This window comes from Mesorhizobium australicum (assembly GCF_900177325.1).
GTDB classification, from domain to species: Bacteria; Pseudomonadota; Alphaproteobacteria; order Rhizobiales; family Rhizobiaceae; genus Mesorhizobium_A; species Mesorhizobium_A australicum_A.
Genome location: NZ_FXBL01000004.1, coordinates 5337026 through 5354066, shown reverse-complemented (window position 1 = coordinate 5354066; position 17041 = coordinate 5337026). Strand labels below are relative to the sequence as shown.

Genomic DNA, 17041 nt, shown 5'->3' with positions numbered 1-17041 from the left:
TCTTTCGGGCCGGAAACGCCGCGCAGAGCGGCTTTTCTTATCCGCGTTCGAAAGCCGGACGCTTGCCCTCTCTTGCCGCTGTCCCTACTGTCGCGCCGGCTCAATCGACTGGATGGTGACGGATGCGTTTTGAAGGAACGGCGGCCTATGTCGCGGACAAGGATCTCATGGTCGCGGTGAATGCCTCGATCGCGCTGGAACGGCCGCTGCTTGTGAAGGGGGAGCCGGGCACCGGCAAGACGGAGCTCGCGCGCCAGGTGGCCGCCGCGCTGGGGCTCGACCTGATCGAATGGCATGTCAAGTCGACGACCAAGGCGCAGCAGGGCCTCTACGAATACGACGCCGTGTCGCGCCTGCGCGACAGCCAGCTCGGCGACGAGCGGTTCAACGACATCCGCAACTATATCAAGAAGGGCAAGCTCTGGGAGGCGTTCGCTACCGACCGCAAGGTGGTGCTTTTGATCGACGAGATCGACAAGGCCGACATCGAGTTTCCGAACGACCTTTTGCAGGAACTCGACCGGATGGAGTTCTTCGTCTACGAGACCGGCGAGACGGTCCGTGCCGAAAACCGCCCGATCGTCATCATCACCTCGAACAACGAGAAGGAGCTGCCGGACGCATTCCTGCGCCGCTGCTTCTTCCATTACATCCGCTTCCCCGAGGTCGACACGCTGCAGAAGATCGTCGACGTGCACTATCCGGGCATCAAGCAGAACCTGGTGCGCGCGGCGCTGACCCAGTTCTACGAGGTGCGCGAGATGCCGGGGCTGAAGAAGAAGCCGTCGACCTCGGAGGCGCTCGACTGGATCCGGCTGCTCGTCGCCGACGACGTCGACCCGGAGACGCTGCGTTCCGATCCGAAGAACGCCCTGCCCAAGCTGCACGGCGCGCTGCTGAAGAACGAGCAGGACGTTCACCTGTTCGAGCGGCTGGCCTTCATGGCACGGCGCAGCGTCTGACCTTCCCGATCAGGCAAGCATGACGCGGAGCCGTTCGGGCTCCGCGCGATCCCAGACGAGTTCGCGCCGCCCGACCATATAGTTCACATGGGCGTGGGTTTCGCTGAATGCGAAGCTGAGCTGGTGCGGGTCGAGCTGGCGGGGAAAGAGGACGGGGACAAGGTCCGCCACGGATTTCGCGCCTTCCCCGCATGCCTTGGCAATACGCTCGCAGCGTTCGGCATGGTGGGCGGCGAGCTGGCGCGCCCGCTCGTGCAGGCCGTAGAACGGCAGCTGATGTCCGGGGAGCACCAGCGCATCGCCCGGAATCGCGTTTTCGATAACGCGCAGCGACCGGATGTAGAGCCCGAGCGGATCGCCTTCCGGCTCGACCGCCCAGACGCTGACATTCGGCGTGATCTTCGCCAGAACCTGATCCGATGCCAGGAACACGTTCTCCTCGGCGAGATAGAGCATCAGCTGTTCCGGGGCGTGGCCGTCGGCAGAAAGCACCTCGAACTCGCGGCCACCGATGTCGATGACGTCGCCGGCGACCAGCCGGCGGAATGTCGGCGGCAGCGGCGAGACCATGCGCAAGTAGCCATTGCCGTGCGTGGCGACGAGTTGCGCCGTCTCCAGCGACATGCCGTGCGAACGGTAGAAATCCTGGTAGGGCTTCTCGCCCACGGCGTTGGGGCTGAGCGAAATGTTGATGCAGCCGAGATAGCCTGTCTGGCTGGTGAGCAGCGGGATCTCGAACCGCTCGCACAGCCAGCCCGCCAGTCCGATATGGTCGGGATGGAAGTGCGAGACGATCAGTCGCGTCAGCCGGCGGCCTGCAAGCGGACCGGAGACGATCCGCTCCCAGGCGTCGCGCGTGGCCTGGTTGGAAATGCCCGTGTCGAGCACCGCCCAGCCGTCGCCGTCCTCGATCAGGTAGATGTTGACGTGATCAAGCCGGAACGGCAGCGGAATCCTGAACCAGAGGATGCCGGGGGCCACTTCGACATAGGCCTCGCCGGCCGGCGGCTCCGCCCATGGAAAGTGGAGTCCGTCGTCCGTTGCCGCCTCGGTCTTCTTCAGCACTGGACCATCCTTTGCCGTCGCACGTCTCTTGCGGGGTTTTCGCGGTCCGGCTTAGCTGTGCTCAGGGCCGCTGACAACCAGCGAATTGCATTGCCAAGGATCAGGAGCAGCCATGCCGAGCGTCGAAATCCGCCCTTTGCGCCAGTCCGACCATGCCGACTGGAAGCGTCTGTGGACCGATTACCTGACCTTCTACAAAACCGAACTGCCGGAAGAGACCTACGCGACGACGTGGAAGCGGCTGTTCGATCCTGGTGAATATGAGCCGAACGGATTTATCGCGCTGGTCGACGGCCGCGCGGCCGGCCTCGTCCACTACATCCTCCACCGCACCTGCTGGTCGGCGAAAAACAACTGCTACCTGCAGGACCTCTACGCCGACCCGGATGTGCGCGGCACGGGCGTAGGGCGCAGGCTGATCGAGGCGGTGTATTCCGAGGCCGACCGGCAGGGCATCACCAATGTCTACTGGATGACGCACGAGACGAATACGACGGCGCGGCAGCTGTATGACCGGATCGCGAGGAGGACGGGGTTTATCGAGTATGAGAGGTAGTGGTCACCTAGATGTCCACGTCCCGCAGCAGGACGCACGCCTCCCGCTCCGGACGCCCCGACTGCCACAGTTTGCGGTAGAACGACTGATCCGCCGTCACCATCAGGCAGCCCTCGGTCAGAGCCAGCGCGAGATAGAAGCAGTCATAGGTCGGGTGATCGTGGATTTGCGATAGTCTGGAGGCCTGTGTAGTCAAGCCCCGCAGCGACGCGGTGTTGATGTCCAGATCGGCTACGACGTCGGCGTACTCGCCAACCATAGAACTCAGGATTTCACCGCGCCGCGCTTTCTTCCATATGATGTTGGTACACTCGGCATAGATAAGCTGAGGCGCGATGATGCTGTAGCGTGGCCTGAGCGACAAGGCGCGCGGGCTGTCCTCCTCCGTGATTATCCACTTTATCGCGACGCTAGCATCGACAACCAGCGTGCTCAACGCTCGTCCCTAGATTCACGGAGCAGGATTTCGGAGGGCGTTTGAACCCGCCCTTTGGTCAATTCTCTCAAGCGTGCCGCCCGCTCGTCCCAGCTCATTCCGTCCTTGGGTTCGGGCGCTTTCTCCCATTCCAAAGCGCGTTTCAGAATCTCCCGGTGCTCCGCTTCGGCCGAGCGACCATTCCGTTTCGCTCGTCCCTTGAGCCGCTCGACGATCTCGTCGTCGACGTTTCTCACGTGCAGGCTAGCCATCTCGGAACTCCCTTTTCGGGGTCATGCTAGCATTTTGCTAGCAGTCGGTCGACTGCCTTGCATTTGGCCGGCTGACCGACCAGAGTGCCCCCATGTTCATTCCCTTCTTCCTCGAGCTCAAGGCTGCGCGCGTTCCGGTGTCGCTGCGGGAATATCTGACCCTGCTGGAGGGGATGGAGGCCGATCTCGTCACCTATGATGTCGAGGGCTTCTATTATCTGGCGCGCGCCGCTCTGGTGAAGGACGAGCGGCACATCGACCGGTTCGACCAGGTGTTCGGGCATGTGTTCAAGGGGCTGGAAGCGTTGTCGGGCGAAGGAGGCATCGACATTGCCAACCTGCCGGAGGAATGGCTGCGCAAGCTCGCGGAAAAACACCTGACCGAGGAGGAAAAGAAGCTGGTCGAGGCGCTGGGCGGGTTCGACAAGCTGATGGAGACGCTGAAGAAGCGCCTGGAGGAGCAGAAGGGCCGGCACCAGGGCGGCTCGAAGTGGATCGGCACGGCTGGCACGTCGCCCTTCGGCGCCTATGGCTACAACCCGGAAGGCGTACGGATCGGCCAACACGAGAGCCGCAACCGCCGCGCGGTGAAGGTGTGGGACAAGCGCGAGTTCAGGAACTTCGACGACACGGTCGAGCTCGGCACGCGCAACATCAAGGTGGCGCTGAAGCGGCTGCGCCGCTGGGTGCGCGAGGGTGCGGACGAGGAGCTGGACATCCCCGGCACGATCCATGCCACGGCCGAGCATGGCTACCTCGACGTGCAGACGCGGCCGGAGCGGCGCAATGCGGTGAAGCTCTTGATGTTCTTCGACGTCGGCGGCTCGATGGACGACCACATCAAGGTGGTCGAGGAGTTGTTCTCGGCGGCGCGCACGGAGTTCCGGCAGCTGGAATTCTTCTACTTCCACAACTGCCTTTACGAGGGCGTTTGGAAGGACAACCGCCGCAGGCACCACGAGGTGACGCCGACCTTCGATGTGCTGCATAAATACGGTCCCGACTACAAGGTGATCTTCGTCGGCGACGCCTCGATGAGTCCCTACGAGATCGCCACCGCTGGCGGCTCGGTCGAGCACTGGAATCCCGAGGCCGGCATCGTCTGGCTGAACCGCGTCATCCAGCACTGGCCGAACGCGATCTGGATCAATCCGGTGCAGCAGAAGCACTGGGGCTATACCCACTCGATCCAGATGATCCGCGACATCTTCACGGACCGGATGTATCCGCTGACGCTGCAGGGCTTGGAGAGCGCGACGAAGGAATTGTCGCGGAAGCATTGAGCGGGCAGCAGACGCCCTTTTCAGAGGTTGAGCTTTACGGAGCCGCGGCGGCGATCTTCCTGAGGAGGTCGAGGAAGCTGCTGGTTCGGATGCCCTTCGGGTTCTGCCGCAGGTCTACTGTCTGGACAACGACCAGCCGCTTCGACGGCAGGAATGCAATGACCTGACCGCCATAGCCCGCGGCATAGGCGGCATTTTCGCCCCAAACGTCGGACGGCAGCGACCACCACATATAGCCGTATCCCTGCCGGCCGCGCTTCGTGAAGGAGTATGCAGTCGTCGCCTCCCTGACCCAGGCGGCCGGCACGACCTGGCTGCCGTCCAATCGCCCGCCGTCGAGGAAAAGCTGACCGAAACGCGCCGCATCGCGTGCGCTGAGGCGGAAGGGGTAGGCTGGATGCTCGGACGCTTTCTCCGTGACATACTCGCCGTCGCGTGCGGAGAAATCCTCCATCTGGAGTGGCCGGGCGATCCGCCTCTCGAAGCTCTGGAATATGTCCTCGCCGGTCTGCTTCCGATAGATCGTACCCAGGGCGTTGAAGTCCCAGTTGTTGTAGAACCAGAACGAGCCGGGCTCATGGCTGCCCCGCGGAGGCCGCTTGCGCTTGATGTCGGCGGTCTCATACGCTGCCGGATGGTAGATGCCGGAGCGAGACATCAGCAGATCGCGCACCGTGGCCTGCTTCTCGGTCGCAGTGAGGCGAGGCGGTGTGTCGTCGATGTCCAGCTGGGCGAGCGTGCTGCCGAGATCGATGCGCCCTTCGGACACGGCGATGCCGTAAAGCGCGCTCAGCAGGCTTTTGCGAACGGAAGCGACGTTGACGCGCCTGGAGATATCGCCCCAACTCGCGACAACCTTGCCATCCTGCACGATCAGGAGAGCGGTCGGCTTTAAGGCGAGTGAAGTTGTCCGGGCCTCCGCGAGCGCGCTCGCGGACCAGCCGGCGGCCTCCGGCTCGACGGTTTCCCACGGATCGGCGCTTGCGCCTTGCGCTGCGAGTCCGACCGCGAGGCAAAGGAGAAACCAGAAAATCTTCCGCACCGACCACCTCGCGATTTCAGGTAGGCCTTGAGTGGCGGCAGTCGAAGGCAAATTCATGTCGTCGGCTGCGGTCCGCTTGGCACGAAACCTTCGGCAGTCGGCTGCGCATTGCCGGCGGCGCCCGAAATACCCATATTGGAGCGACAGCGCCCGATGGAGAATCTCATGGACATCCACACCTATCCCGTCACCCGAACGGATTCCGAGTGGCGTGCGAAATTGACGCCGGAGCAGTATTACATCATGCGCGAGCATGGGACGGAGCGGCCGGGCAGTTGCGCGCTGCTTTACGAGAAGCGGCAGGGCACGTTCAAATGCGTCGGCTGCGACACGCCGCTGTTCGAATCGACGCTGAAGTTTGAAAGCGGTACCGGCTGGCCGAGCTTCAATGACCCGCTGCCGGGCTCGGTGGAGACGACGACCGACCGTAGCCACGGCATGGTGCGCACCGAGGTGCATTGCGCGACCTGCGGCAGCCATCTCGGCCATGTCTTCCCGGACGGGCCGCCGCCGACCTACCAGCGCTACTGCATCAACGGCGTCGCGCTGGAATTCGAGCCGGCCTGACGTCGAGCGGGAAGATCAAAAAGACGCCGCCCATGGTTTTGGGCGGCGTTTTCGTTGGATCAGTTTCGATCGCGGATCAGATCCGTCCCATCAGCACCAGTATGATCAGGATCACGAGGATCACGCCGACGATGCCGGAGGGCCCGTAGCCCCAACCTCGGGAGTAGGGCCAGGCGGGGATCGCGCCGAGCAGGATCAGGATCAGGATGATGAGAAGGATAGTGCTGAGCGTCATGTGATTACCCCTTCCGAGAAAAATCTCTGAATGGGATCACAATGCACGGGCGCCGAATTTTGTTCCGGCGCCCGCTTTTCGTCCTTCGCCGGCTATTCCGCCGCCTTCGGGTAAGGCATTGCCGGCAGGTCCGGCGTGCCGGCTGGCACTTCGGGGACCGTATCGCCCTTGCGGCGGAACAGCCGCGATAGCCAGCCGCGTCTCTTGCGATGCTTGTCGCGGGTGAACACCATCAGCATCGACGGCGTGACGATCAGCGTCAGCACGGTCGCGAAGGACAGGCCGAAGACAATCGCCGACGAGAGCGCAATCCACCACTGGGTCGAAGGTGCGTTGATCGTCGTCTCGTGGTGGAAGATCTCCAGACCGAGGCCGAAGGCGATCGGCAGCACGCCGAGGATCGCGGAGAGCGCGGTCAGCACGACCGGGCGCGCACGCTGGCGGCAGGTCTCGAGCACGGCGTCGAGCTTTTCCCAGCCCTCGTCCCGCAGCCGGTCGTAGGTGTCGATCAGCACGATGTTGTTGTTCACGACGACACCCGCCAGCGCGATCATGCCGATGCCCGACATGACGATGACGAAGGCCTGGCCGGTCAAAAGCATGCCGAGCAGCGCGCCGATGACCGCCATGACCACGCAGGTGAGCACGAGCACGACGCTGGTGAACTTGTTGAACTGCGCGAGCAGCACGAGGAAGATCAGGAACATCGCCGCGCCGAAGGCATTCACCAGGAACGCTCCGGCCTCCTCGCTGTCCTCGTTGGAGCCGGCCAGCTTCCACTCGATGCCCGGCTGCTCCATGCCCGCGACGACCTTCGACACCTCGGCCTGTACGGCCGCGACCTGGAATCCGGAGGCGACATTGCCCTGCACGGATATCGTGCGCTTGGCGTCGATGCGATTGAGGATGCCGACGGTCTGCTCCGGCTTGCGCGAGACGAAGTTCGAGATCGGAACGGAGCCCTGTGCGGTTTCGATCCGCAGCTGGTCGAGCGAGGCGAGCGTGCGCCGGTCTTCCGGCAGACGCAGCCGGATGTCGACCGCGTCGTCCGCGCCGGCCGGGCGATAGTCAGTCAGTTTCAGGCCGGTCGTGACGAGCTGCACGACCGTGCCGACGGCGATCGGCGAGATGCCGTATTGAGCAGCCTTCGAACGGTCGACCTCAAGCGCCCAGTCGATGCCCGGCGGCGGCAAGCCATCGGAAATGTCGATGACGCCCGGCACCTTGGCGACCTCGGCCGCGACCTTGGCGGCGTATTCGTTGAGGCCCTCGGGATTGACCGCCGAGAGGCGGACCTGGATGGGCTTGCCGGTCGGCGGGCCGGCATCAGGCACGCGCACCTCGACATCGACGCCGGGAATGCCCGCCATCTTCACACGCAACTCATCCAGGATCTCATGCGCGGACTTGCGTTCCCGCCAGTCGACGAACTCGTACTGGATCACGCCGACGACATCTTCGGGGATATCCTGCCCGCCGCCGCGCGACTTGCCGGCGCGGGTGTAGACCGATTTGACGCCCGGCCAGCCGAGCAGCCGGTTTTCGGCCTCGCGGGTCGCCGCATCCATCTCGGCGAGCGACAGGTTGCCGCGGGCATGCACGTAGAGCAGGCCGTAGTCCGGCTCGACGGTGGGGAAGAACTCCACGCCGTTGCCGAACTTCACGTAGGACCACATGCCGCCGCCGAGCAGCGCCACAGTCAGGATCAGGGCAGTGATGGGATAGTGCACCGCCTTGTTGACGACGGCCATGTAGAGGCCGTCGCGGCCGTGCTCCTCCGGATGCTCAGGCGCCTTGGCGAAGATCGCGCCCAGGGTCGGCGCGAAGATCAACGCATAGGCCATCGAAGCTGCAAGCGTGACGATGAGCGTGATCGGCAGGTATTTCATGAAGTCGCCGATGATGCCGGGCCAGAAGAGCAGCGGCGAGAAGGCGGCGATGCGGGTCATGGTGGCCGCGATCACGGGACCTGCCATGCGCTTGGCGGCCTCCTCGAACGCAAGCTCCTTCGGCGCGCCCTCGGACATGCGCCGCTCGGCATATTCGGTGACGATGATCGCGTCGTCGACCAGCATGCCGACCGCCAGGATCAGCGAGAACAGCACGATCATGTTGATCGTGTAGCCCATCAGCGCCAGCGCCAGGATGCCCATCAGGAACGAGGACGGGATCGCGAGGCCGATCAGCAGCGAGGCGCGACCGGAGAGCGCGTAGAGGATGACGATGAAGACCAGGATCACGGCAATCAGCACGTGATTCTGCAGGTCGTTCAGGAGCTGGTTGACGAAGACGGACTTGTCCTGCGTGTAGGTGACCTCCATGCCTGGAGGCGCCGTCTTGAGGAATTCGTCGGCGACGTGCTTTGCGCCCTCGATCGTCTCGACGATGTTGGCGCCGATGCGCTTCTTCACCTCGATGGCGATGGCGGGCTTGCCGTCGAGCCGCGTGATCGTCTCGGCGTCCTTGAAGGTGGAGCGGACGGTGGCAAGGTCTTGCACCCGCACCACCGCGTTGTTGTTGGCCACGACCGGCAGGCGCGCCACGTCTTCCGGCGTCTCGATCAGCGCCGGTACCTTGATGGCGTATTTGCCTTCGCTGCCTTCCAGCGCACCGGCGGCGACGAGGCTGTTCGACGCGCCGACGCCCTGGATGAGCTGGTCGAGTCTCAGGCCGTAGGAGGAGAGCTTGACCGGGTCGATGATCGCCTCGACCAGTTCTTCACGGGAACCCTGAATGGTGCCCTCGAGGACGCCCGGGACCTCCTCGATCTTGTCGCGCAGCGACTTGGCCGCGACCGTGAGCACGCGCTCCGGCACGTCGCCCGACAGCGTTACGACAAGGACGGGGAATTCGGAGACGTTGACCTCGTTGACGGTCGGCTCCTCGGCGCCTTCGGGAATATCCTGCTTGGCGTCCTGCACCTTGTTGCGCACATCGATCAGCGCGTCCGACAGGTCCGTCGAGGGGTCGAACTCGACCAGCACGTAGCCGCCGCCCTGGTAGGCGGCGGAGCGCATTTCCTTCAGGCCCTTCAGGCTCTTCAGCTGTGTTTCGACCGGTCGCAGCAGCAGGCGTTCGGAATCCTCCGGCGAGATGCCCTGGTAGGCGAGGCTCACGTAGATGATTGGAATCGCGACGTCTGGCTCGGCCTCCTTCGGCACCGCGCGATAGGCGAGCGCGCCCGCGATGACGAGGAAAACGAGGACCGAAAGCGTCAGCCGCGCGTTGCGGATGGCAAGCTTGACGATATCCATGACCGGGCGCCGCTCAATTGGTGCCGGCGACTTCGCCGACCAGCTTCTTGATGAGCTGCTCGTCGGCGGTGACCGGGTTGACGATGTCGCCCTCGGTGACCAGATCCTGGCCGGCCACGACGATGCGCGCATCCTTCGGAACGCCGCCGAGAACCAGACCGTTGGTCAGGTCGTCCATGAGGTCGATCGGGTAGAAGACGATCTTGCCATCCTTGTCGACCGCGCGGATGCCGAGGTCGCCATTGGCGCTGAGCGTCACCACCGAGCGCGGCAGGATCACGGCGTCGGCGGGTGCTGCGCGCACGGTGATCTCGGCCGTCATGCCGGCGGGAATGCGCTCGTCCGCATTGGGGATCGCCACCTCGACGCGGAAGGTGCGCGTCGCCGCGGCGGCCTCGCGGCTGATGTAGCGCACGGTGCCGGTGACGCGTTCGCCATTGACCAGAACGGCATCGGCCTTGTCGTTGGCCTTGATGTAGGTCAGGTCGCGCTCGCTCACCTCGCCCTTCACCACGACGGGATCGAGGCTGAGCAGCGTGGCGATCTGGGCGCCCTGCGCGACCGCGCTGCCGAGCTCGACGTCGACGCTGTCGACGATGCCGGCGAACGGGGCGACGATGGTGAGGCGGTCGAGATCGGCCTGGGCAGCCTTGAGCTGGGATTCCGCCTGGGCAAGAGCCGAGACGGCCGTGTCGAGGCTGAGCTTGGCGAGTGTGCCGGTCTTGGCCAGCCGCTGCGCGGCCTCCAGCTCGGCCTGCCGCTGCTTGACCAGCTGTTTTGCGGTCTCGACCATAGCGGGCTTGTCCTCGGCGTTCAGCACCAGGATGGTCTGGCCGGCCGCGACCTTGTCGCCCTGCTTGACGGTGAGCTGCTCGATGATGCCGGCCGCGCGCGTCGCGAGCACCGCCCGCTTGTCGGCCTGGGTCTGGCCGGAGAGGCGGATCGCCCGCTCATGCTGGATATGGGGCGGGGTCACCACTGCGACGGTGCGCGGCGCCTTGGGCGCGGCCTCCGCGGTCGCCGGCTTTGCCTCGCCCTGCGCGGCCTCCGTCTCCGTCGATGCGGAGCCGACCGACGAGAACCTCCCGGTTCCCATCCATGCGGCAAATCCGATGAGCACGGCAACAGCCGCGACTTTGTGGAACCTGAACTTCGCCATACCGAAAAATCCCCATATCGGGCGAAAGACGCGTCACGCGTCGCGGCCGCTCCGTGCATTCAGGTGGGGCCGCATCGGCCATCTTGCAATCCTGAAACGCATCCGGAACGGAGCGGGCGGTTTCTTACTCCAAGTTTGCAGCGCAATATAGTCATAAAGATACATTCGTCCGATGCTCCTGACACTTTGCTGTCATGAGTCCGGCCCGTATCCGAAAGGCCATACTAGTGCCTGCGTGTTTCGAAAAGCCCTGCGAATTGTAAAGAAATGTAAAGAAGCCGACCGAGGTCGGCTTCTTCGTGGGCGGCTCTCATGGACACGGCGCGCCGGCGGCCGCCCATGCCGAGAGCGCCTCGAACGTGGCCTGCGCGGAGCCCGGCGCGGGCTCGCGGCCAGGACCGGGGTTCCAACCCCAGGCGACGAGGCCGTCGTCTCGCACGTGCACGGCGACCTCGTCGAGCGTGCGGCCGCCATTGCGCTCGGGATCCTTGATCTGGGCGCAGATTTCGGCGGACGACTTGCCGAACCAGACCATTTCCGGCGGGGCCAGATGCCAGCTCTCGGCGCCGGGCGGGCCATGCAACACGGTGGAATTGGTCGCGAAATGGCAGGTGGTGCAGCGCAGGCCGGGATTGCCGAAGCCCGAGCCGTCGGCACCACGCTGCACGTTGAATGCATGGACGCGTGTCGCGCCATAATGGGGGCCCGACCAGCGCGGACGGTCGTCCTCGACGTGGCAGTTGGCGCAGCGCGGATGCGAGAAGACTTCGTAGACCTTGGCCCACGAGGCGAGGCCGGCGGCGGGATCGACCGCGGGCGACGTCTCCTGGGCGAAGGCGGTTGAGACGGCCGCGGTGATGGCAGCGGCCGTCAGCACTATGCGCGCGAGCCTCATGCGAACGCGACCTCCTTCGACAGCGGCAGGGAGCGGAAGCGCTGGCCCTTGAGCGCGGAAAGCGCGTTGGCAAGCGCGGGCGCTGCCGGCGGAACGCCGACTTCGCCGGCGCCGCCCATGCGGTGGAAATTCTCGAGGATTGCGACCTCGAATTCCGGCGCCTGGAAGATGCGCATGGCGTCGAAATCGTGGAAGTTGGACTGAACGACCCGTCCGTCCTCGAAAGTGATCGCCTGGCCCATCGCGGCCGACAGGCCGTAGACCGCGCCGGAGGTCATCTGCGTCTCGATGATGCCTGGATCGAGGGCCGTGCCGACCTCGACAGCGATCCACATCTTCTCCAGCTTGATGCCGGCGGGCGTGTCGGCGATCTGGATGACCTGCCCGCACCAGCTGCCGAAGGAGAGCGTAAAGGCGAAACCCTTTGCCTTGCCTTCCGGCAAGGCCTCGCCCCAGCTGGACATTTCCGCAACCTTGTTCACGACCGCGAGCGCAGCCGGATGGTTGACCATCAGCTTGCGCCGCATCTCGACCGGATCGATGCCGCCTGCATGAGCGATCTCGTCCATGAAGCATTCGTGGAAGAAGCCGTTCACGGAATTGCCGACCGAGCGCCAGAAGGTAACGGGAATGGGAAGCGGCACCTGGATCTCGGAGACCCGGTAGTTGGGGATGGTGTAGGGCTGGTTGCGCGACCCGTCGGTGATCGAGGGATCCGACCCGCCGGCCGGCAGGGACGTGAAGGTGCGGCTCATCAGCGAGGCCATCATGTTCTGCGCCGCCACCCGCATGTCGACGGCGACCGGCAGGCCGTCATTGCCGATGCGGGCCCGGAACTTCCCAACCGACGCCGGCCGGAACGGCCCGCGGCGCATGTCCTCCCCGCGGGTCCATGTCACCTGCACCGGGCGCCCATCGGTCTCCTTGGCGAGGATGGTGGCGTAGAGCGCGTAGTCCAGTTCGCCGCGGCGGCCGAAGGCGCCGCCCATGGAGGTGGTGTGCACCATGGTCTTGTTGCCCGGCACGCCGGCGATGTCGGAGCAGAACCAGCGCACCAGCACGGGCATCTGGTTCGGTGCCCAGACGTTTAGGACGCCGTCTTTCAGCTGCGCTGTGCAGTTCATCGGCTCCATCGGAGCATGCGACAGGTAGGGGACGCTGTATTCCGCCTCGATGACGCGATCCTGCGGCGCGTCGGCGAAGGCGACATCGACGTCGCCGTCGTCCCGCATCGCGCTTGCCTCGCCGGTTCGGGCGGCGTCCGCGATACGGGTCATGATCTCGTCGTTGGAAAGCGGATAATCCGGCTTGCCCCACTCGACATCGATCGCCTCTGCAGCCTTGAACGCGGCCCAGGTGTTCTCGGCAATGACGCCGAAACCGCTTCCATAGCTCGATTCGATCGGCACGATCTTGACGACGCCGGGCATCTTCGAAGCGGCCGAGGTGTCCGAGCGGACGGGTTTCGCGCCGAAGACCGGGCTCATCCGAACGGTTCCGAACAGCATGTCGGGCTGCCGGACGTCGATGCCGAAGATCGGCGCGCCGGTAACCTTCGCCAGCATGTCGACGCGCTTCTGCGGCTTGCCGAGCAGCTTCCAGTCCGCCTTCTCCTTCAGCGTGACTTTCGAGGGAGGCGTCAGTTTCGAGGCGTCGAGCGCCACTTCGCCGTAGGTAACGCTGCGGTTGGATGCTTTGTGGACGATCGTGCCGTTGTCGGTCGCAAGGTCGCGCGCGGGCACGCCCAACCGGGCGGCAGCGGCCTCGATCAGCATGATGCGCGCCGCCGCACCGGCCTGACGCATCCGGTCAAAGCCGTCGCGCGCCGCGGTCGAGCCGCCGGTGGCCTGGAGGCCCAGCATCTTGCCCGCCGCGCCCATCAGCCCGCGCACTGTCTCCGCGGTGAAGCTATCGTCCCAGAAGTTGAAGCCGGCGCCTTCTTCGAGCATCGCGGCATTGTAATAGGCATAAGACGGCGGCCCGTGCTCGACTGTGAGACGGTCAAGCGTCACGTCGAGTTCCTCGGCGACGAAGGCGGCGAGCGTGGTGGAGATGCCCTGACCCATCTCTGCGCGCGGCGCGATCACCGTGATCGTGTTGTCGGAGCCGATCTTGAGATAGGGGTTGAAGGTTACCTCGCCCTCGGCCAGTTCGCCTTCGAGAGGGTTCGGGTAGGGCCTGCGGTAATAGTAGTAGCCGACGGCCACGCCGCCCGCGACGGCCGCCATGCCGAACAGGAAGGTGCGTCGTGCGATCTTGCCGATGCTTGCCATGGTCAGGCCCTCGCCAGCTTGAGGTTCGCCGCTCTCTTGATGGCGGCGCGGATGCGCGGATAGGTGCCGCAGCGGCAGAGATTGCCGCCCATGGCGTTGTCGATGTCCTCGTCGGTCGGGTTCTCGATCTCTTCCAGAAGCGCATAGGCGCTCATGATCTGGCCGGCCTGGCAGTAGCCGCATTGCGCGACCTGTTCTTCCAGCCAGGCTTGCTGCACCGGATGCAGCTTCCCGTCGACAGCAAGGCCCTCGATGGTGGTTACGCTGCCTGTGACGTCGCCGACAGGAAGGGAGCAGGATCGCACCGGCTGGCCGTCGATCACCACCGTGCAGGCGCCGCAGGCGGCGACGCCGCAGCCGAATTTCGGTCCGGTCTTGCCGGCGAGGTCGCGCAAGGCCCACAGGAGCGGCATGTCTGGCTCCGCATCGACCTCGATCTCTTGTCCATCGACCGTCAGACGCATAAGCACCTCCTTGGGCTGGGTTGCGAGCATACCACTCTCTGCCTTGCCGAAACATCTTGACAAAATTCGTCAGTATGTCAATAGGTCATGTGCGAGCGGGAATTGCCTTGAACGACACCAATGCCAGCCCAGATGATCTGAAGCGCCAGCGCATCCTGGAGCGCGCGGCGAAGGTTTTCCTCGCCTATGGCATTCAGCGCACGACGATGGACGACATCGCCAAAGCGGCGGAGATGTCACGGCCGGCGCTGTACCTGCTGTTCCGCAACAAGGTCGACATCTACCAGGCCATCGCGCTCAGCTATTTTGATGGATCCGTGGCAACCGCCCGGCAAGTGCTGGCCGGCGACGGCCCGATCGGCGAGCGGCTGAACCTGCTGCTCGAAACGTCGATGTTCGCGATGATGGAAGAGTTCATGCGATCGCCGCACGGACACGAGATCCTCGATATGAAGAATCAGCTGGCAGGCGAGGTGCTCGCGGACTGGAAGGAGTCGATGGTCGGTCTCGTCGCCGACGCACTCGATCGCGCGGCCCGCGACAGCGGCGTCGATCTGAGGGCGCGCGGCTATTCGGCCGAAACCCTGGCGAGCCTGTTCTGGGATGCGATCGAAGGCATGAAGGCGCGCCTGAAGAACCTCGATGAATTGCGCGTGGCGACGCGCAGCCTCGTGTCGGTGGTGGCTCGCGCGGTCACGCCGGGCTGAGCGTCAGGCCGCCGGCTTCCTGCGGGTCGCCAGAAATTCTCGCGTGCGCGCGCCGAGGCCGCGCGATCTGAGCTGGGGCGTCTCCGAAAGTTCTCCCGACACGTCGAGCGTGGCTTGCTCGCCGACGGCGTCGAAGTTCGCGACGAGCCAGTCCTCGGCGGCGCTGCGCCCGAGGTCGCGCAGATACTCCAGGAACGCCCATTCCGCATTGATCTTCGAGGAGGCGGACAGGTCCTTGAAGGCTTCGTCGGCATCGATGCGGTGCATGCGTATGGCGCGGTATTCGTCACGCGAGATCCGGCCTTCGTCGATCAGCCTGTTGACGAAGGCAATGGCGCGCATTTCATGCAGCAAACCTGAGTTGAAGGTGATCTCGTCGACGCGGTTCTGGATCTCCTGCGCCGTCTTCGGCGCGCCTTCCCGCGTGACCGGATTGATCTGCACGAGCAGAACATCCTCGACGTGGTTGGTGTAGAAGAACGGGAAGATCGCCGGATTGCCGCCATAGCCGCCGTCCCAGTAGGGCTCGCCGTCGATCTCGACGGCGCGGAAGACCTGCGGCAGGCAGGCGGACGCCATCACGGCATCGGCGCTCAGCTCTTCGCCGGAAAAGACGCGCAGGCGGCCGGTCTGGACATTGGTTGCCGAGACGAAGACGCTGATGCCCTTGCAGCTGCGGACATTGCGGAAGTCGATCTCCTCCTCGACCACTTCACGAAGCGGGTTCACGTTGAGAGGATTGACCATGTACGGCGAGAAGACGCGCGACATGGCGTCGTAGAACATGTAGCCGGGCGAGTTCTGGACCGACCAGTTGCCCCAGAAAATGTCCCAGGGCAGCCGCTGCACGGGCGAGAAGCGGCCCTTGCGCGCAACGCTCTTCCAGAAGGAGGACAGTCGCTCGCGCGCGCCCTCGCGCCCACCGCGCATCCAGCCGTCGGCGAGTGCCGCCGCGTTCATCGCGCCGGCGCTGGTGCCGGACACGGCGGCGAAGTCGAGCCGACCGTCTTCGAGCAGGCGGTCCAAAACGCCCCAGGTGAAGGCGCCATGCGAGCCGCCGCCCTGCAGCGCCAGGTTGACCGGCTTGCGCATCACTGCGCCGTCCAGCCGCCGTCGACCGAGATGGTCGTGCCGGTGACGGAGGCGGCGCCGTCCGACACGAGGTAGAGCGTGGCGGCGGCGATCTCGCCGACCGAGGCGAATTTCTTGCTCGGCTGCTTCTCCAGGATGACGTCGCGGATGACGGTCTCGCGGTCGAGGCCGAGTTCCTTCGCCCGGTCATCGATCTGCTTTTCGACCAGTGGCGTCAGCACGAAACCGGGGCAGACGGCGTTGCAGGTGATGTTCGAGCGGGCGCTCTCCAGCGCAACGGTCTTGGTCAGGCCGACGACGCCGTGCTTGGCGGCGACATAGGCCGACTTGTTCGGCGAAGCGCGCAGGCCGTGCGCGGAGGCGATGTTGACGATGCGGCCCCAATCCCTGGCCTTCATGCCGGGCAGGGCGGCGGCCGTGGTGTGGAAGGCGGAGGAGAGGTTGATCGCAATGATGCGATTCCACTGCTCGATAGGGAACTCCTCGACCGGCGCGACATACTGGATGCCGGCATTGTTGACGAGAATGTCGACGGAGCCGAACTCCTTCTCGGTCCAGGCGACGAGGGCGCGGCAGTCTTCCGCCTTCGACATGTCGGCCTGGCGGTAGACGACCTTTGCACCCGTGCCGTCTGCGATGGCTTTCGCCACCGCATGGTCGGCTGCGGTGTCGGAGAAGGAATTGACGATGACGATGTGGCCGAGGCCGGCAAGCGCCTCGGCGATGGCGAGGCCGATCCCGGACGTCGATCCGGTGACGATGGCGACCTTGGGCATGGCATTCTCCTTCATCGGCTTGTG

General features: G+C 64.7%; 17 protein-coding genes. 5 read left to right on the top strand and 12 right to left on the bottom strand.

What is annotated here, in order from left to right:
* Positions 1–122: 122 nt before the first annotated feature.
* Positions 123–962 carry an AAA family ATPase gene (locus tag B9Z03_RS28860; protein WP_085467404.1) on the top strand — a complete coding sequence of 280 codons (840 nt, stop codon included), beginning with the start codon at positions 123–125 and terminating at the stop codon, positions 960–962.
* 9 nt (positions 963–971) lie between these two features.
* Here B9Z03_RS28860 and B9Z03_RS28855 read toward each other — a convergent pair whose 3' ends face one another.
* Positions 972–2027, bottom strand: a complete 1056-nt coding sequence (locus B9Z03_RS28855) for an MBL fold metallo-hydrolase (RefSeq protein ID WP_244561877.1) — start codon at positions 2025–2027, stop codon at positions 972–974.
* A gap of 112 nt (positions 2028–2139) precedes the next feature.
* Between B9Z03_RS28855 and B9Z03_RS28850 the strand changes: the two genes are divergently transcribed.
* Complete coding sequence (locus B9Z03_RS28850) at positions 2140–2583, top strand: GNAT family N-acetyltransferase (RefSeq protein WP_085467403.1); 444 nt, start codon at positions 2140–2142, stop codon at positions 2581–2583.
* A gap of 7 nt (positions 2584–2590) precedes the next feature.
* Here the strand turns inward: B9Z03_RS28850 and B9Z03_RS28845 are convergent, their stop codons facing one another.
* Together B9Z03_RS28845 and B9Z03_RS28840 are read right to left on the bottom strand one after the other, a co-directional pair.
* A complete protein-coding gene (locus B9Z03_RS28845) occupies positions 2591–3019 on the bottom strand; it encodes a type II toxin-antitoxin system VapC family toxin (RefSeq protein WP_085467402.1) in 429 nt (142 codons plus the stop codon).
* On the bottom strand, positions 3016–3270 hold the full coding sequence (locus B9Z03_RS28840) for a FitA-like ribbon-helix-helix domain-containing protein (RefSeq protein WP_085467401.1): 255 nt from the start codon (positions 3268–3270) through the stop codon (positions 3016–3018). Before B9Z03_RS28840 ends, B9Z03_RS28845 begins: the two co-directional genes overlap by 4 nt.
* 92 nt (positions 3271–3362) lie before the next feature.
* Here B9Z03_RS28840 and B9Z03_RS28835 point away from each other — a divergent pair, with 92 nt between their 5' ends.
* Positions 3363–4553: a vWA domain-containing protein gene (locus tag B9Z03_RS28835; RefSeq protein ID WP_085467400.1), complete on the top strand. Its 1191-nt coding sequence runs from the start codon at positions 3363–3365 to the stop codon at positions 4551–4553.
* 34 nt (positions 4554–4587) lie between these two features.
* Here B9Z03_RS28835 and B9Z03_RS28830 read toward each other — a convergent pair whose 3' ends face one another.
* A complete protein-coding gene (locus B9Z03_RS28830) occupies positions 4588–5595 on the bottom strand; it encodes a serine hydrolase domain-containing protein (protein ID WP_085467399.1) in 1008 nt (335 codons plus the stop codon).
* 165 nt (positions 5596–5760) lie between these two features.
* Here B9Z03_RS28830 and msrB point away from each other — a divergent pair, with 165 nt between their 5' ends.
* Positions 5761–6162 carry a peptide-methionine (R)-S-oxide reductase MsrB gene (msrB, locus tag B9Z03_RS28825; protein WP_085467398.1) on the top strand — a complete coding sequence of 134 codons (402 nt, stop codon included), beginning with the start codon at positions 5761–5763 and terminating at the stop codon, positions 6160–6162.
* A 76-nt stretch (positions 6163–6238) separates the two neighbouring features.
* Here the strand turns inward: msrB and B9Z03_RS28820 are convergent, their stop codons facing one another.
* The 6 genes from B9Z03_RS28820 to B9Z03_RS28795 form a co-directional block, all read right to left on the bottom strand.
* Positions 6239–6397, bottom strand: a complete 159-nt coding sequence (locus tag B9Z03_RS28820) for a DUF3309 family protein (protein ID WP_085467397.1) — start codon at positions 6395–6397, stop codon at positions 6239–6241.
* A gap of 92 nt (positions 6398–6489) precedes the next feature.
* A complete protein-coding gene (locus B9Z03_RS28815; RefSeq protein WP_085467396.1) occupies positions 6490–9651 on the bottom strand; it encodes an efflux RND transporter permease subunit in 3162 nt (1053 codons plus the stop codon).
* Between the two features lie 13 nt (positions 9652–9664).
* Positions 9665–10810 carry an efflux RND transporter periplasmic adaptor subunit gene (locus tag B9Z03_RS28810; RefSeq protein WP_139832424.1) on the bottom strand — a complete coding sequence of 382 codons (1146 nt, stop codon included), beginning with the start codon at positions 10808–10810 and terminating at the stop codon, positions 9665–9667.
* A 310-nt stretch (positions 10811–11120) separates the two neighbouring features.
* Positions 11121–11705 (bottom strand): hypothetical protein, encoded by a 585-nt coding sequence (locus B9Z03_RS28805; RefSeq protein WP_085467395.1) that lies wholly within the window; start codon positions 11703–11705, stop codon positions 11121–11123.
* Positions 11702–13978, bottom strand: coding sequence for a xanthine dehydrogenase family protein molybdopterin-binding subunit (locus B9Z03_RS28800; RefSeq protein WP_085467394.1), 2277 nt, complete (start codon positions 13976–13978; stop codon positions 11702–11704). The genes B9Z03_RS28805 and B9Z03_RS28800 overlap by 4 nt, the downstream gene beginning before the upstream one ends.
* A 2-nt stretch (positions 13979–13980) precedes the next feature.
* Positions 13981–14442, bottom strand: coding sequence for a (2Fe-2S)-binding protein (locus B9Z03_RS28795; RefSeq protein ID WP_085467913.1), 462 nt, complete (start codon positions 14440–14442; stop codon positions 13981–13983).
* A gap of 74 nt (positions 14443–14516) precedes the next feature.
* On the opposite strand from B9Z03_RS28795, the gene B9Z03_RS28790 reads away from it, so the two are divergent.
* Positions 14517–15149, top strand: a complete 633-nt coding sequence (locus B9Z03_RS28790) for a TetR/AcrR family transcriptional regulator (RefSeq protein WP_085467393.1) — start codon at positions 14517–14519, stop codon at positions 15147–15149.
* A gap of 3 nt (positions 15150–15152) precedes the next feature.
* On the opposite strand, the gene B9Z03_RS28785 is transcribed toward B9Z03_RS28790, so the two are convergent.
* Positions 15153–16241: a patatin-like phospholipase family protein gene (locus B9Z03_RS28785; RefSeq protein ID WP_085467392.1), complete on the bottom strand. Its 1089-nt coding sequence runs from the start codon at positions 16239–16241 to the stop codon at positions 15153–15155.
* Positions 16241–17017 (bottom strand): 3-hydroxybutyrate dehydrogenase, encoded by a 777-nt coding sequence (locus tag B9Z03_RS28780; protein WP_432417020.1) that lies wholly within the window; start codon positions 17015–17017, stop codon positions 16241–16243. The genes B9Z03_RS28785 and B9Z03_RS28780 overlap by 1 nt, the downstream gene beginning before the upstream one ends.
* Positions 17018–17041 lie beyond the last annotated feature (24 nt).

Coding starts and splice junctions, on each gene's coding strand:
- B9Z03_RS28860 (WP_085467404.1), top strand. CDS start 123: ATGCGTTTTGAAGGAACGGCGGCCTATGTCGCGGACAAGGATCTCATG.
- B9Z03_RS28850 (WP_085467403.1), top strand. CDS start 2,140: ATGCCGAGCGTCGAAATCCGCCCTTTGCGCCAGTCCGACCATGCCGAC.
- B9Z03_RS28840 (WP_085467401.1), bottom strand. CDS start 3,270: ATGGCTAGCCTGCACGTGAGAAACGTCGACGACGAGATCGTCGAGCGG.
- B9Z03_RS28835 (WP_085467400.1), top strand. CDS start 3,363: ATGTTCATTCCCTTCTTCCTCGAGCTCAAGGCTGCGCGCGTTCCGGTG.
- msrB (WP_085467398.1), top strand. CDS start 5,761: ATGGACATCCACACCTATCCCGTCACCCGAACGGATTCCGAGTGGCGT.
- B9Z03_RS28820 (WP_085467397.1), bottom strand. CDS start 6,397: ATGACGCTCAGCACTATCCTTCTCATCATCCTGATCCTGATCCTGCTC.
- B9Z03_RS28815 (WP_085467396.1), bottom strand. CDS start 9,651: ATGGATATCGTCAAGCTTGCCATCCGCAACGCGCGGCTGACGCTTTCG.
- B9Z03_RS28810 (WP_139832424.1), bottom strand. CDS start 10,810: ATGGCGAAGTTCAGGTTCCACAAAGTCGCGGCTGTTGCCGTGCTCATC.
- B9Z03_RS28805 (WP_085467395.1), bottom strand. CDS start 11,705: ATGAGGCTCGCGCGCATAGTGCTGACGGCCGCTGCCATCACCGCGGCC.
- B9Z03_RS28800 (WP_085467394.1), bottom strand. CDS start 13,978: ATGGCAAGCATCGGCAAGATCGCACGACGCACCTTCCTGTTCGGCATG.
- B9Z03_RS28795 (WP_085467913.1), bottom strand. CDS start 14,442: ATGCGTCTGACGGTCGATGGACAAGAGATCGAGGTCGATGCGGAGCCA.
- B9Z03_RS28790 (WP_085467393.1), top strand. CDS start 14,517: ATGTCAATAGGTCATGTGCGAGCGGGAATTGCCTTGAACGACACCAAT.
- B9Z03_RS28785 (WP_085467392.1), bottom strand. CDS start 16,241: ATGCGCAAGCCGGTCAACCTGGCGCTGCAGGGCGGCGGCTCGCATGGC.
- B9Z03_RS28780 (WP_432417020.1), bottom strand. CDS start 17,017: ATGCCCAAGGTCGCCATCGTCACCGGATCGACGTCCGGGATCGGCCTC.